This is a genomic window from Phycicoccus elongatus Lp2 (genome assembly GCF_000367525.1).
GTDB lineage: Bacteria > Actinomycetota > Actinomycetes > Actinomycetales > Dermatophilaceae > Phycicoccus_A > Phycicoccus_A elongatus.
This window is the reverse complement of sequence record NZ_HF570956.1, coordinates 2845729-2859038: the sequence shown is the minus strand read 5'-3', so window position 1 is coordinate 2859038 and position 13310 is coordinate 2845729. Positions and strand designations below refer to the sequence as shown.

Annotated in this window: 14 protein-coding genes; 6 read left to right on the top strand and 8 right to left on the bottom strand. The window is 69.4% G+C overall.

What is annotated here, in order from left to right:
• The coding region (locus BN10_RS13845; protein ID WP_040751965.1) for a PspC domain-containing protein at positions 1 to 398 on the bottom strand (398 nt) is incomplete at its 3' end.
• Positions 399 to 513: 115 nt separating this feature from the next.
• On the opposite strand from BN10_RS13845, the gene BN10_RS13840 reads away from it, so the two are divergent.
• A complete protein-coding gene (locus BN10_RS13840; RefSeq protein ID WP_010851879.1) occupies positions 514 to 1914 on the top strand; it encodes a PspC domain-containing protein in 1401 nt (466 codons plus the stop codon).
• The gene (locus BN10_RS13835; RefSeq protein ID WP_010851878.1) at positions 1914 to 2282 is read left to right on the top strand and encodes a hypothetical protein; all 369 of its coding nucleotides are present in this window, start codon (positions 1914 to 1916) and stop codon (positions 2280 to 2282) included. Before BN10_RS13840 ends, BN10_RS13835 begins: the two co-directional genes overlap by 1 nt.
• Before the next feature lie 79 nt (positions 2283 to 2361).
• Here the strand turns inward: BN10_RS13835 and BN10_RS13830 are convergent, their stop codons facing one another.
• On the bottom strand, positions 2362 to 3495 hold the full coding sequence (locus BN10_RS13830; RefSeq protein WP_040753777.1) for a glycosyltransferase family 4 protein: 1134 nt from the start codon (positions 3493 to 3495) through the stop codon (positions 2362 to 2364).
• Between the two features lie 35 nt (positions 3496 to 3530).
• On the opposite strand from BN10_RS13830, the gene BN10_RS13825 reads away from it, so the two are divergent.
• Complete coding sequence (locus BN10_RS13825; protein ID WP_010851876.1) at positions 3531 to 4355, top strand: PIG-L deacetylase family protein; 825 nt, start codon at positions 3531 to 3533, stop codon at positions 4353 to 4355.
• Positions 4352 to 5422, top strand: coding sequence for a lysylphosphatidylglycerol synthase transmembrane domain-containing protein (locus tag BN10_RS13820; RefSeq protein WP_010851875.1), 1071 nt, complete (start codon positions 4352 to 4354; stop codon positions 5420 to 5422). The genes BN10_RS13825 and BN10_RS13820 overlap by 4 nt, the downstream gene beginning before the upstream one ends.
• A 32-nt stretch (positions 5423 to 5454) precedes the next feature.
• Here BN10_RS13820 and BN10_RS13815 read toward each other — a convergent pair whose 3' ends face one another.
• Positions 5455 to 6141, bottom strand: coding sequence for a coenzyme F420-0:L-glutamate ligase (locus tag BN10_RS13815; protein ID WP_010851874.1), 687 nt, complete (start codon positions 6139 to 6141; stop codon positions 5455 to 5457).
• A gap of 49 nt (positions 6142 to 6190) precedes the next feature.
• A complete protein-coding gene (gene asnB / locus BN10_RS13810) occupies positions 6191 to 7816 on the bottom strand; it encodes an asparagine synthase (glutamine-hydrolyzing) (RefSeq protein WP_010851873.1) in 1626 nt (541 codons plus the stop codon).
• 311 nt (positions 7817 to 8127) lie between these two features.
• Here asnB and BN10_RS13805 point away from each other — a divergent pair, with 311 nt between their 5' ends.
• The gene (locus BN10_RS13805; protein WP_010851871.1) at positions 8128 to 8511 is read left to right on the top strand and encodes a hypothetical protein; all 384 of its coding nucleotides are present in this window, start codon (positions 8128 to 8130) and stop codon (positions 8509 to 8511) included.
• Positions 8512 to 8636: 125 nt separating this feature from the next.
• Positions 8637 to 9587 carry a hypothetical protein gene (locus tag BN10_RS15900; RefSeq protein WP_010851870.1) on the top strand — a complete coding sequence of 317 codons (951 nt, stop codon included), beginning with the start codon at positions 8637 to 8639 and terminating at the stop codon, positions 9585 to 9587.
• Between the two features lie 156 nt (positions 9588 to 9743).
• Here BN10_RS15900 and BN10_RS13795 read toward each other — a convergent pair whose 3' ends face one another.
• The 4 genes from BN10_RS13795 to BN10_RS13780 form a co-directional block, all read right to left on the bottom strand.
• Positions 9744 to 10472, bottom strand: a complete 729-nt coding sequence (locus BN10_RS13795; protein ID WP_010851869.1) for a hypothetical protein — start codon at positions 10470 to 10472, stop codon at positions 9744 to 9746.
• An 86-nt stretch (positions 10473 to 10558) separates the two neighbouring features.
• Positions 10559 to 12142: a glutamine-hydrolyzing GMP synthase gene (guaA, locus tag BN10_RS13790; RefSeq protein ID WP_010851868.1), complete on the bottom strand. Its 1584-nt coding sequence runs from the start codon at positions 12140 to 12142 to the stop codon at positions 10559 to 10561.
• A complete protein-coding gene (locus tag BN10_RS13785) occupies positions 12139 to 12507 on the bottom strand; it encodes a DUF3817 domain-containing protein (protein WP_010851867.1) in 369 nt (122 codons plus the stop codon). Before BN10_RS13785 ends, guaA begins: the two co-directional genes overlap by 4 nt.
• Before the next feature lie 17 nt (positions 12508 to 12524).
• On the bottom strand, positions 12525 to 13286 hold the full coding sequence (locus tag BN10_RS13780) for an SURF1 family protein (protein WP_010851866.1): 762 nt from the start codon (positions 13284 to 13286) through the stop codon (positions 12525 to 12527).
• Positions 13287 to 13310: the final 24 nt, after the last annotated feature.

Here is a 13310-nt window from a genome sequence, read left to right as displayed (position 1 = left end):
CTGGCCCGAACGTCGAGACCCCCCGCCTGCAAGGCGATGAGCGCACCAACTGCGGCGACGAGCACACCGGTCGCCACGAGGGCGCCCTGACGGGAGCGCTGCAGGCCGGCCAGCGCACGCCCGACGACCGGCGCGGGGGCGCCGCTCGCCGGGTCGAGCGCCGTCACGGTGCGGCTCTCCGGTGTCACCGCCCAGAGGAAGAGGTATGCCGGCAGTCCCCCACCGAGGACCACGAGGATGACGAACGCCCACCGGATCCCCTTGACCGGCATCCCGAGGTGCTCGGCGATTCCCACGCACACCCCACCGAGCCAACGCCCGGCGAGCGGCCGCTCGAGGCGTGGCCGGGCACCGGGGGCAGCTGGAGGCGCCTCGGTGCGGGTGTACGGCGTGGGCATGCCCCCATCCTGACGCACGATCACCTCGTGGACCGACTCCCTGAGGGTTCGGTCAGGGCCCGCTCAGGGTCGATCCTCATCGCGGGGACCGTGACCCAAGGGCCACGATCGAGTCATGACCGAGCAGACCCACACACCGCCCCCCGACCCACAGCCGTCCCCGACCGTTCAGGCGTCGCCGATGTCGGCGCCGACGACCACCCTGCCGCCCGCTGGCGCGGGCAGCCCGTCGGACGCCGGGCCCGGCGGCCCCGGCACCACGGCATACGCGACGTCGAACACCTCGTTCTGGGAGAGCCTGGGTGGCCTCGGGGTCCGCCGCGACCGCACCCGCGGGTGGGTCGGCGGCGTCTGCGTCGGGATCGCCGACCGGCTGCGCGTCGACCCGCTGCTCATCCGGGCGCTGGCCGTCGTGCTCCTCTTCACCGGCGGGGTCGGCCTGATCATCTACCTCGTCGCTTGGCTGCTGCTCCCCGACACCGAGGGCCGGGTGATGTTGCGCGAGGCCGGCAACGGCAACGTCGGCGCGATCGCCCTCATCGTCATCCTCGCCGTGGTCATGTTCTCGGGCCTGTCCTTCAGCGACGGACCGTTCTGGATGGGCGGCTGGCTCTTCCCCGCCGTGCTCATCGCCCTCGTCGCGATCTGGCTCGCCAACCGCGGCGGCACGGACCACGGCGCTCGCTCGACTGTCGCCGGCCACGAACCCATGGCGTATGCCGCGCCCGCCGGCCCGGCGGACCTCTCTGCCCAAGGAGGCACCATGTCCACGACCTACGCGCCGTCACCGACGATCCCGCCGGTTCCCGGTCCCTCGGGGAACGTCCCGCCCGACGGAGGCTTCGTCCCGCCCGTGCCCCGACCCATCGGCCCACCGCCGCCCCCTCGCCCGCAGCGTCGTCGCGCCCCCAGAGGTTTCGGGGCGGTCGTGCTCGGCCTGGCCGTCCTCGGCTACGGCCTGGGCCTGGTGCTCGACGGGCCCACCGAGTTCAACGGTTCCGGCCCCTTCCTCGGGCTGCTCATCGCCCTCGGCATCTCCTCGCTGGCGGCTCTGGGGCTCGGCCTCACCGGCCGGCGCGGCGGTTTCGCCTCCGTCCTGACCCTGCTGCTCATCGTGCCGGTCGGCCTCACCGCCATCGCGCACAAGGTCGACTTCGAACCGGATTCGGCCCGGGTCGTCACCTGGAGTCCGACCGCCGCTGGTGGCTACAACATCGGTGCCGGCGACGCCACCCTCGACCTGGCCGAACTCCCCCCGGGTGAGGGCATCGATCTCACGGCCTCCGTCGGGGTCGGCACCCTCACCGTGTTGGTGCCCCACGACACCGAGGTCACCCTCAATGCCAGCGTCGGCGCCGGCGATCTCGATCTCACCGGTGTCGGCGAGGACGCATCCGGCGGCCTGGGCTCCAACCTGTCGACCGTCATCGACCGCAACGGCGATGCCCCGTCCCCGACCACCGTCAACCTCCAGGCCAACGTCGGCCTGGGCGACCTCATCGTCAAGGAGAAGTGATGACCACCTCGCACGAGCACCCCGACCGCGATCTGGCCGACGAGGTCTTCACGGACCGGAGCGCGCCGACCACCGTCCTTCCCACCTACGAGATGCCGGCGGTGTCGGCGGACCCGGCGATCGGCGAACCGACCGACCTCGGCGCCCCGGCCAGCCGACCGGTGACGTCCGAACCGGCCTGGCTCACCGGGCCCGCGCCCACGCCGGTGATCATCGGTCTCATCGGCCTGCTCACCCTGGTCTTCACCGCGGTGTGGTCGCTGACCGAGGCGAGCGTCAATTGGTCCGTCGCCGCACCGGCCGCCATCATCGGGATCGGATTGGTCATCGTCGTCCTCGGCCTCACCGGGCTGCGCAAGCGGGCATGACCACCACGTTGCGTCCGCGAGTTTCGTTGCTGCAGGCACGGAATCCGCGGACGCAACGGGCGTCAGTCGACGCGCTCGATCATCGGACCGTGGCCTGCTGCTGGGCGCGGCGATACTCCGCCACCGTCGACTTCACGACGATGGGCCAGTCCTCGGCCGGGGGGACGCGACGGTTGTGCTGTTGCAGTTTGGCCAGCAGGGTCGGTCGGGTGGCGAGCCGGGCGACCGCCTCGGCCAATCCGTCGTCGGTGTCGGCGAGCAGCCCGGACAGACCCATGGACACGAAGTCGCGCGCCCCCGTGCCCTCGCGCACCACGAGCGCGAGACCGGCAGTACGTGCTTCGAGCGCGGCGATGCCGAAGGCCTCGAGCCGGGCAGCAGAGACGAAGACATGGCTGCGCCAGTGCAGGTCGCGCAACTGCTTGCGGGTGACCCGGCCGGGCAGCGAGATCCAGTCGACCCCGTCGACCTCGAGTCGACGCACCAGACCCTCTCGGGCTGGGCCATCCCCCACGACCTCGGCCTGGAGGGCGATGCCGCTCGGCACGAGCTCACGCGCGCGCAGCAGCAGGTCGATGAGGGCGTCAGGTCGCTTGCGGCGTACCATGCGTTGGGCTGCGACGATCCGCAGCGGGGGCACCGGGACGTCGGCCAGACCTTCCGGTCTACGCCAGCGTGCCACATCAATCCCATTGGGCAGCACCGAGACTCGCGTTTGTGGGGGCACGATGCGATGGACCCGATCGGCCGCCATGGCCGACACCGCGGAGAGGGCCGCGCCCCGCTCGGCCCAGCGGGCGGCATACCCGAGGGCGCGGTGGACGGGGGCCGATCCATCGATGACGCAATGCCAGGTCACTGCGGTGGGCAGACCCAGGCCGAGGGCCGTGCGCGCGGCGTCGACAGCGAACGGACTGACGACCCCCATGTGGACGTGTGCCACGTCGAACCCGCCGCCCTGCAGGCGGCGACGCACCTCGGGCACGGCGAGTGGATTGATGGGTATGCCGCCGGGCAGGCCCAGGTCGAAGCGGTGGACAATGATCCCCTGCTCATCGCGAGGAGTGGTGGAACGGTCGGCCCCGTTGCCGGTCGCCGTGAAGACCTCGACCTCGTGGCCGGCCCGCTGCAGGTGGTGGGCGAGGTCGGCAACCTGCACCTCGATGCCCCCCAACCGGGGCAGGAAGCAGTCCGACAGGAGGGCGACCTTCACGCCCTCAAGGGTGCCATGGGGAAGGATGGACACCGATGAAGCCGAAGACGATCGTGGCCTTCCACGCGCACCCCGACGACGAGGCGCTGCTCACCTCCGGCACCATGGCCAAGGCCGCGGCAGCAGGCCATCGGGTGGTGCTCGTGTTGGCGACCGATGGCGGCATGGGCCTGGCCGCGGCGGCGTACACCCATGACCCACGCGGACTGGGATCCCTGCGCCTCGCGGAGGCCCAGGCCAGCGCAGACGCCCTCGGCGTGGCGAAGATCGAGTGGCTGGGGTATGCCGACAGCGGGAGCGGGCCGGTCCTCGAACCCAACCCCGTCGGACAGGTGCGTTTCGCCCGGGCTCGCCTCGAGGAGGCCGCCGAGCGACTCGCGGCCATCCTGCGGACCGAGCAGGCTGATGTCCTGCTCACCTACGACCGCAACGGTGGCTATGGTCACCGCGACCACGTGCGGGTCCACGAGGTGGGGCGGAGGGCGGCCGAGATCGCCCGCACGCCGCGGGTGCTGGAGGCGACGGTCCCTCGTGACCTGCTGGTACAGGCGCTGCGTTGGGTGTCGAAGGTCTATCGCTTCCCGCCGGACTTCGACATCGCCTCGTTCGAGCAGGCCTATTCGGCCACGGACGAGATCACCCATCGGATCGACGTGAGCAAGCAGCTGAAGGCCAAGCGGGCGTCGATGCGCGCCCACGCCTCACAGTCCTCGGGCGACGGTGGGGATCGCACACTCGCCGCCTTCTTGCGTCTGCCCGGGCCGCTCTACACGCTCGCCTTCAGGCGCGAGTGGTTCCGCGACCCGATGCATCCGGCGGGTGCGCCGATCGCCACCGATATCCTCGAGGGCCTGCCGTGAGCCAACCGGGGGGAATCGTGCTCGATCCGCAGCAACCGCAGCCAACCGCCTGGACGTGGCGTCGGATCCTTCAGGCCGTCCTGGGGATCGGGCTCGCGGTGGTGCTCATCGTCTGGGGGCTTCCGCACTTCGCCAAGACATCCTGGGCCGACATCTGGTCCTCGATCCAGGTGGTGCCCTGGTGGCATGTCCTCGCCTTCCAAGGGCTGATGCTTGCGGGCCTGTACTCCTACACCTTCACCCTGACCGGGGCGATGCCCGGGCTGTCACACTGGCGCGCCCTGATCCTCAACCTGTGTGGCTCCTCGGTCTCCAACCTGCTCCCGGGCGGCGGTGCCGTTGGGCTGGCCGCGACCTACGCGATGTGCCGTTCGTGGGGGTTCACCAACCGCGCCACCTCGACGATGGCGATCGTCACGGGTGTCTGGAACGTCCTCTCCCGGATCGCCCTGCCGGTCGTCGCGATCGTCGCCCTCTGGTGGGGCAACGACGAGTTGCCGGCCCCCCTGCGTGATGCCGCCGTGGGCGGCATGATCACGGGCGCGATCATCATCGGCTTTCTCGTGGCGGTGATCGCCAGCGAGCGCCAGGCCCAACGCGTGGGGCGCTTCTTCGACCGGCTGCTCCGACCGCTCTTCCGGCGGTCGAAGCGCACGGCGACCATGAGCGTCGACCAGTTGGTCCGCGAGTTGCGGGCCCGGATCACCGACACGGTCCGCACCGGTTGGCTGCAGATGACCTTCGGGATGGTCGGCTTCTTCGGCCTCTACTACGCCCTGTTCGTCCTGATCATGCGCGACGTGGGAGTGGCGCTGCCGCTGGGAATGCTCTTCGCGGCATACGCCATCGGTCGGTTGCTCACCGCCGTCGGCATCACGCCCGGCGGCCTGGGCGTCACCGAGTCGGCGACGGTCATTGCCCTCGTCGGCTGGGGCGCCCCACCGGCCCAGGCGACGGCCGGGGTGGTGCTCTTCTCCGTCGTCACGCACCTCATGGAGGTGCCGCTCGGCGGTCTGGGGTGGCTGGCCTGGAGCGCCACCGCTCAGTGCCAGACAACTTCTGTGTGACGCAGACGTTGCGTTTTGCGTGCAGGGTCTGATCAGGGGCGCTTGCGGCAGAGCATGATCGGCGTCATCTCGTCGTCCTGGCCCATCGGGTTGTCCAGCAGGATGCGGCGCGCCTTGGCGCGGTCGACCGGCAGTCCCTTGCTCGCGCCGAGGACCTCGACGTTGATGTTGTTGCCGTCGATGATGACCGTGGGGATCCCGAAGGTGTCCTCGATGCGCTGCGCGTAACCGTCCGGGTCGCCCGGGCCGATCATCGCGAACTTGTCGAAGGGCGCCATCGCGTCGGGGTTGAAGCCATCGATCTCGCTGATCCGGTTTCCGGCGATCCGGTAGAAGTCACCGTGTCGCCCGAAGAGCCGCGTGGCCGTGCCACCGATCAGCGCGGCAATCATCCGGAAGTAGCCGGCCTGGTAGATCGCGACCTGCATCTTCTCAGGCAGGGAGTAACCGATGTCGTTGTCGTACTTCTTGACGCCCTTGACGATGAACTTCGCCAGCGGGCTCGCCTTGACGACATCGATGTGCACGACGCGGCCCTGGCTGATCGTCACGACCTTCTCGGAGATGGTGATGAAGTCGCCGGGCTGGAACTGCGGCTTGACCTGCTCCTCGATGATCGGGTCGAGCGGCTCGAGGATCGTGATGAGGTGGGTCTTGATCCCGATTCGGTCCCACTGCTCGCCGTCGATGTCGATGGTGAGTTCATGTTGCTTGGCCATGGGCCCCAGCCTAGGTGAGGTATGCCGCGGGGTCGGGTCGGCGCCCGGCTCAGGCCACGCCGTCGAGGCCGAAGCGCTCGATCCAGAGCTGGCTGACCAGGATCCGCCAGTAGACCAAGGAGTCGATGCGCTCCTTGCCGATGAGGAAGCGGTCGAAGGACTCGAGCAGTTGCTGCTGGTTGAACAGGCCGTGGTCGGCGAGCGCCGAGGAGGCGAAGACCTTCCGGATGTGTGGCGCGTTGTGCTTCAGCCACGGAGTCTCGGGGTTGGTGAAGCCGATCTTGGAGCGTCGCAAGCGGTTGAGTTCGGGCATCCGCCCCTTCATCGCGTTGCGGTAGACGTAGCGGGTCCAGCCGTTCTTGATCTTCTGGTCGATCGGCAGGTTGAAGGTGAACTCGACGAGTTCGGAATCCAGGAAGGGCACGCGTGACTCGAGCCCGAAGGCCATCGAGTTCTTGTCCTCGTAGCGCAGCAGGTTGGGCGTGGAGTACATCGTCACGTCCTGACTGAGCCGCTCGTTGAGGTTGGGGCTGTAGCCGAAGGTGATGTCGCGGAAGCCCTTGAGCGACTCGCCCAAGAAGGGCGTCATCGTCACGCCCTGGCCCTTGACGACCTGCTCGAGCCGCTGCGCGTACTGCTTGTAGAACACCGGCACGCCACGCACGCCCTCGGCGATCATCCGGCCGTAGGCCTTGGTGCCGGCCGCGCTCTGCAAGTAGGTGCGGAAGTAGGGCAGGTAGCCGGCGAGCGTCTCGTCGCCGCCGTTGCCCGAGAGACTGACCTTGACGTGCTTGGCGGCCTCGCGGAAGACCGAGTAGTAGGCATAGGGCGCCGAGGAGATGGTCGGCTCCTCCTGGGTGTACACCCAAGGCATGATCTCGGCCCAGAACTCGTCCGGGTTGGGGTAGGAGTAGACCGGTGTCGACCGGGCAAAGCGCTCCACCTCGGTGATGTAGCGGGTCTCGTCGATCGTCTCTCCGGGGAAGAGCGCGGAGAAGGTGAAGAACTTCCCGCCGGTATGGGTGTCCTCGCCGCCGTGGACGAGCTGGGAGGCGACGCCGACGACACCTGAGGAGTCGAGCCCGCCGGAGAGGTTGAAGCCGAGCGGCACATCGGCGATGAGGTGGCGGCGCATGACCTTCTCGAAGACGGCGCCGTACTCCTCGGCATACTCGGCGTCGCTCTTGCTCGGGCCGAACTCGGGGTTGAACTCCAGCGTCCACCACTTGGTGACCGAGCGGGTGCCGTCACGGCGGATCGTCATCGAGTGCCCAGGCATGAGCCGCTTGACCCCGGCGAAGAAGGTCTGCTCGTCGCTGTCGTGGACCCGGAACTTGAGGAAGCGGGCCAGCGCCTCGGCGTTGACCTGCTTCTGGACGCCCGGGATGACCATGAGCGACTTGATCTCGCTCGCGAAGGCGAAGAAGGGAGCGTCGACGTAGTAGAACGGCTTGATCCCGAGCCGGTCGCGGCCGATGAAGAGCTCACCGGTGGTCGTGTCGTAGAGCGCGAAGGCAAACATCCCCAGGAGGTGCCGGAGCACGTCCTGGCCCCACTCGGCATACCCCGCGAGGATCACCTCGGTGTCGGACTGGAAGCGGAACTGGTGCCCCTTGGCCACCAGCTCGGCCTTGAGCTCGCGGAAGTTGTAGATCTCGCCGTTGAAGATGATCACGAACCGCCCGCCGGTCGGCGCTCCACATCGGTTGGTCGGCCTCGTGCGAGGTGTCGATGATCGTCAGCCGCCGGTGCCCTAGGCCGACCGTGCCGTCGAGGAAGATGCCGTCGCCGTCCGGGCCGCGGTGGACCAACTGGTCGTTCATGGCCTGCAGGAGGTCACGGTCGTCATGACCGTGGAAACCGACGATCCCGCACACAGGCAACTCCTCGTTCTTCGTTCGGGCGGTCGGGCAGGGGCACGCCGCCGGTGACCAAGCGTGCCATGTTTCCCGCGCCGGGCCGATGTGCTCCACTATGGTGGCGCCCATGAATCAGCCAACGGGGATCATCCGATTGACCATCCAGGGCAGCGTCATGACATCGAACATGATCACGCCGACCTGCCGGATCAATGGGCACCCGGTGCCGACCCGCTATGGGGCGCAGGACCTGACCGTGTGGGCGGGACCCAACCACCTCGATCTGGAGGCGCAGTGGATGCGCACCTATGGACAGGCCGCGATCGATGTCGACGTCGCGCCCGGCCAGGTCGTCGAGGTCTTCTATGCCGCGCCACTGCATCAGTTCGCGCGGGGCAACATCGGGCTGGTCAAGCAGTCGCGCCCGGGGTTGATGCCCCTGCTCGGCTGCCTCGGGGTCTTCGTGGTCGTCCTGGTGTTGCTGATCGTCGCGGGGATCCTCGCGAGCTGACGAGAGTTCAGTGGTCCTTTGTGGCCGCCTGGCCCGATGGCGGGGCGGCCGGAAGTGGCCACTCGATTCGGCCGGGCCTGTGGACAACGCGTCGGCAGTTAGCGCGAGGCATCAGGCTGGGGTCCGTGAAGCCCGCCCCACTTCCCTCCGGTATGCCGCGGGGCCCGGTCTCCGTTCGGGAGGCCCGGGCGCTCGGCGTGGGTCGAGGGCGGCTGCGCCGCGGCGACATCAGGCATCCGGTGCGAGGTGTCGTGAGCCTCGACGAGCCGGACACGACGCTGGCCGGACGGGCGGCCGCGCTCAGCGCCGCCCTCACACGACCGCACGCGTTCAGTCACCGGACGGCGCTGGACCTCCTCGCGTTGCCGGTGCCCGAGATCCTGGGATCGGCCGACTCGCTCGACGTGATGACCGAGACCGCGGCGGGCCGCGTTCGGCGCCGTGGTTGCGTCCATCACCGGGGGCTCGAGTCCCGGTCGGTCACCACGGTGGCCGGGTTGAGCGTCGTTGACCCCATGCACACCTGGTGTGACCTGGGTGATCTCGTCGGCAGCACACGACTGGGCCTCGGCGACCTCGTGATGGTGGGGGATGCCGTACTCGCACGGGCGGCACGAGGCACGCGGAAAGGGGCGTCGGACCGGGCAGAGGCCAGCCGGGCGGCGTTGGCCGCCGTCCTCTCCTCGCGGGTGAGGCCGCGCGGGAAGCGTGGACTCGAGGCTGCCCTTCCGTTGCTGGACTACCGGTCGAAGTCACCGATGGAGTCCTGGGCCCGGGTGATCTTCCATGAGGCGGGCCTGCCACGACCGGAGATCAACGTGGAGGTCTTTGCCGATGACGGCTCCGGCTTCCTCGGCGAGTTCGACTTCGTGTGGCGAGCTGCGCGGGTGGCCGCGGAGTATCAGGGTGGTCATCACGCGGACCGTCGCCAACGGGCTCAGGACTCCGCCAAGCTCCAATGCGCACGCGACGAGGGGTGGACGGTCCTCGAGATCTGGGTCGAGGACCTGCGTCACCTCGGCCGACGGGTGACCCTGCTCACCAGGCTCGCCCACCTGCTCCGGGGCACGACCTGAGTGTTTCTCTGGCTCGCGATCCGGTCGGTCGAGTGGTCACTTCCGGCCACTCCGGACGCGGCCAAAGCGGCGGAAAGTGTCCACTCGACTGCGGACCCGCCGGAGGCCCGTCTCCCCGAACCGACGGCAACCGCCCTCCCCGGTATGCCGCGGGCGTCAGCTCGCGGTGGCGTGCCGGTCCGCGGCGTTGGCCTCGGCAGCGGTCACGGCCTGCTCGAAGGCGGCCACCGCGCGCCCGTAGTCGGTGCCGATGACGTCGCGGGTGCCACGCGGCGGCACCGGGGTGCGCACCCGATCGCACTCGACGAGGGCCTCCATGGCACGCACGGTGACCGGATCGGACCAGTCACGCAAGGCCGCCTGGTGCGCCGTCTCCTCGAAGTGGTTCCCCTGGCCGAGCAGTCGGTGCGCCAGGGCGCGGTCGTGCTCGATCAGCGCGGCCCACTCGCGCGGGAAGTCGCCATAGCCGGCCTGCCGACGCAGGCGGGCGTGCGCGAGGTCGTCGCGCCGCGGGACGGCGGCGATGACGCCGGTCACCCCGCCGTGGATCGGACGCACGACTCGCTCGCTGGTCAGCGCCAGGATGATCGCGCCGATCCCCCAGCCCAGAACGACGGCGGCCCGCCAGAGCAGCCAGGCCAAGCTCCCCAGCACGGCGGTGACATCGGAGGATGTCGAGCCGGCCGCCACGACGACCCCGGCCAACACGTCCGGGAGGAGCAGGAGGAGGCCCCCCGCGGCATACAGGGCCCAGCCGGAGCGGCGGCCGAGGCGCGAGAACCCGGGGCGGCGCGCACGATAGCGGTGGCGCAGCGTGCGGCCGAAGCCCCACAGGGCCAGGCCGGCGCCGGTCAGGCCGAGCAGTGCGGTCAACAGCGCATGCATGTCAGTCCTCCTCCGGATTCACCGTGCCCAACGCACGACCTGAGGTCAAGGTGCCCGACCCACGAATCAGGGACCGATCAGGGCCCTCACTCCCACTCGATGGTGCCCGGCGGCTTGGAGGTGACGTCGAGGACGACCCGGTTGATCTCGCGCACCTCGTTGGTGATCCGCGTCGAGATCTTGGCGAGCACCTCATAGGGCACCCGGGCCCAGTCCGCGGTCATCGCGTCCTCGGAGGCGACGGGTCGCAGCACGACCGGGTGACCGTAGGTGCGGCCGTCGCCCTGGACCCCCACCGAGCGGACGTCGGCCAGCAGCACGACCGGGCACTGCCAGATGTCGCGGTCGAGTCCGGCAAGGGTGAGTTCCTCGCGAGCGATCGCATCGGCCGCCCGCAGGATGTCGAGCCGCTCCCGGTCGACGGCCCCGACGATCCGGATGCCCAGCCCCGGCCCCGGGAAGGGCTGGCGCCAAACGATGCCTTCGGGGACGCCGAGTTCGAGGCCGACCTGGCGCACCTCGTCCTTGAAGAGCAGCCTCAGCGGCTCGACCAGCTTGAACTGCAGATCGTCGGGCAGTCCGCCGACATTGTGGTGCGACTTGATGTTCGCGGTCCCGGTGCCGCCACCGGACTCGACCACGTCGGGATAGAGGGTGCCCTGGACGAGGAACTCGACGGGGTGATCGTCCGCGCCCGAGTGCGCGCCGACGATGTCGCGGGCTGCCTGCTCGAAGACACGGATGAACTCTCGCCCGATGATCTTGCGCTTCTCTTCCGGGTCACTGACCCCGGCGAGCGCGGACAGGAAGCGGTCCTGGGCATCGACGACCACCAGGTCGACCCCGGTCGCGTCGACGAAGTCCTTCTCGACCTGCTCGGCCTCGCCGGCGCGCAGCAACCCGTGGTCGACGAAGACGCAGGTCAGTTGGTCACCGACCGCGCGCTGGACGAGCGCAGCCGCCACCGAGGAGTCCACGCCACCGGAGAGGCCACAGATGACCCGCGCCTCACCGACCGTGCTGCGCACCTGCTCGACGAGTTCTTCGACGACATTGGCCGCGGTCCAGTCGCCGGCGAGCCCGGCGCCTCGCCTCAGGAAGTTCTCGAGGACCTGCTGGCCGAAGGTCGAGTGCATGACCTCGGGGTGCCACTGAACGCCATAGAGCCGACGGGCATCGTCCTCGAACGCAGCCACCGGCGCCCCAGCAGTCGTGGCCGTCACGCGCATGCCCTCAGGGGCCACGGCCACCGAGTCGCCGTGCGACATCCACACCGACTGCTCGTCCGGCTGCCCGTTGAAGAGAGTGGAGGTGGTGTCGGACACCATCGCCTGCGTCGCCCCGAACTCCGAGAGCCCGGTCTTCTCGACCGACCCCCCGAGCGCCTGAGCCATCGACTGGAAGCCGTAACACATGCCGAAGACCGGCACCCCGGCCTCGAGCAGCGCCGGATCCAGACTCGGCGCTCCCTCCTCGTAGACCGACGACGGACCGCCGGAGAGGATGATCGCCGCCGGATCCTTGGCGAGCAGCTCGCCAACTGGCATCGTCGACGGGACGACCTCGCTGAAGCAGTTGGCCTCGCGCACGCGGCGGGCGATGAGTTGGGCGTACTGCGCGCCGAAGTCGACGACGACGACGGGCCGGGCCTGGAGGTTGTCCTGCGTCACGCGCTCACGCTACCCGTGGTCGCCATCTGCGCCTCGACCTCACGCGCCACCTTGCGCTCCACCCAGAAGGACAGGAAGGGAACGCATCCGGCGAGCATCACCCCGACCATCTTGGGCAGCGACCAGCCCACCTTGAACCCGAGCAACGCGGTCGCCACGAGATAGACCATGTAGATGAAGCCGTGGGGCTGCGGCCACCAGTGCAGCGGGTTGTCGTCACCCTTCATCCCGAAGCCGTAGGACAGGACCATCTCGACGACGAGGACGAGCAGGCCCACGCCGACGATGAAGGCCATGACCTTGAAGAACGTCAGACGCGAGCGCGCCCCGGGCACATCGGAGATCTGGGGTGAGTTGTCAGGCACTCACCCATTGTCGCCGCTCACGCGTCGTCGGTATGCCGCGGGGCCGGGTCGCCCTCCCCCGCCGCCGGTGCCGGGTGGTCCTGGCGGTGGGCATCACGCACCATCCGCCACCAGAGCCAGAGCGCGAAGAGGGCGAAGACCCACCACTGCGCGGCATACGAGGCATTGCGCCAGTTGATGCCCGGAGTCGGCCTCGGGGTGGGCACGGTCGTGAGATCCGACGCAGGCGTCTGCTGCTCGAGGAAGACGAAGGCGTTGTAGAGGTCGCCTGACCACTGGTTGACCAGGACGGAGAGATCGACGGAGCGCAGTTGTCCCTGCGGCAGGCCGGCGCTCGACACGGGCGACTCCGCCGGGGCGAGGCCGCCCCGGACCGTCACGGGGCCTGCCGGAGGTGCCGGCACAGCGTCCGGTGAGGTCACGAAGCCGCGCAGCACCGGCAGGGTCGGGCCGGCGTCGGTGTGCAGCGCGGTCACAACCCACCAGCCGGTCTGCCCGTCGAGCCGGCGGTCGGTGACGAGGACCTGCTCGTCCGCGGCATACGTCCCCATGGCGCGAACCGGTCGCCCGGACAACTCGCCCGGAAACGGCGAATGTGGTTGCAGAACGGTGCTCAACTCGACGACGCCGACCTTCTTGGCTGCCTCCAACTGCTCCTTGAGCGCCTTGTCCTCGGCGACGCCGAGCTGCCAGCGACCGAGCTGGACGAAGGCGACGACGAAGAGCAGGGCCACGGCCAGCAGACCCAACCATCGGGGTCTGAGGGCGGTTCGCAGCACGCACCAAGATTAGGCGCCGGGCGA

Coding starts and splice junctions, on each gene's coding strand:
- BN10_RS13795 (WP_010851869.1), bottom strand. CDS start 10,472: ATGCATGCGCTGTTGACCGCACTGCTCGGCCTGACCGGCGCCGGCCTG.
- BN10_RS13825 (WP_010851876.1), top strand. CDS start 3,531: ATGAAGCCGAAGACGATCGTGGCCTTCCACGCGCACCCCGACGACGAG.
- BN10_RS13835 (WP_010851878.1), top strand. CDS start 1,914: ATGACCACCTCGCACGAGCACCCCGACCGCGATCTGGCCGACGAGGTC.
- BN10_RS13805 (WP_010851871.1), top strand. CDS start 8,128: ATGAATCAGCCAACGGGGATCATCCGATTGACCATCCAGGGCAGCGTC.
- BN10_RS13815 (WP_010851874.1), bottom strand. CDS start 6,141: ATGGCCAAGCAACATGAACTCACCATCGACATCGACGGCGAGCAGTGG.
- BN10_RS13840 (WP_010851879.1), top strand. CDS start 514: ATGACCGAGCAGACCCACACACCGCCCCCCGACCCACAGCCGTCCCCG.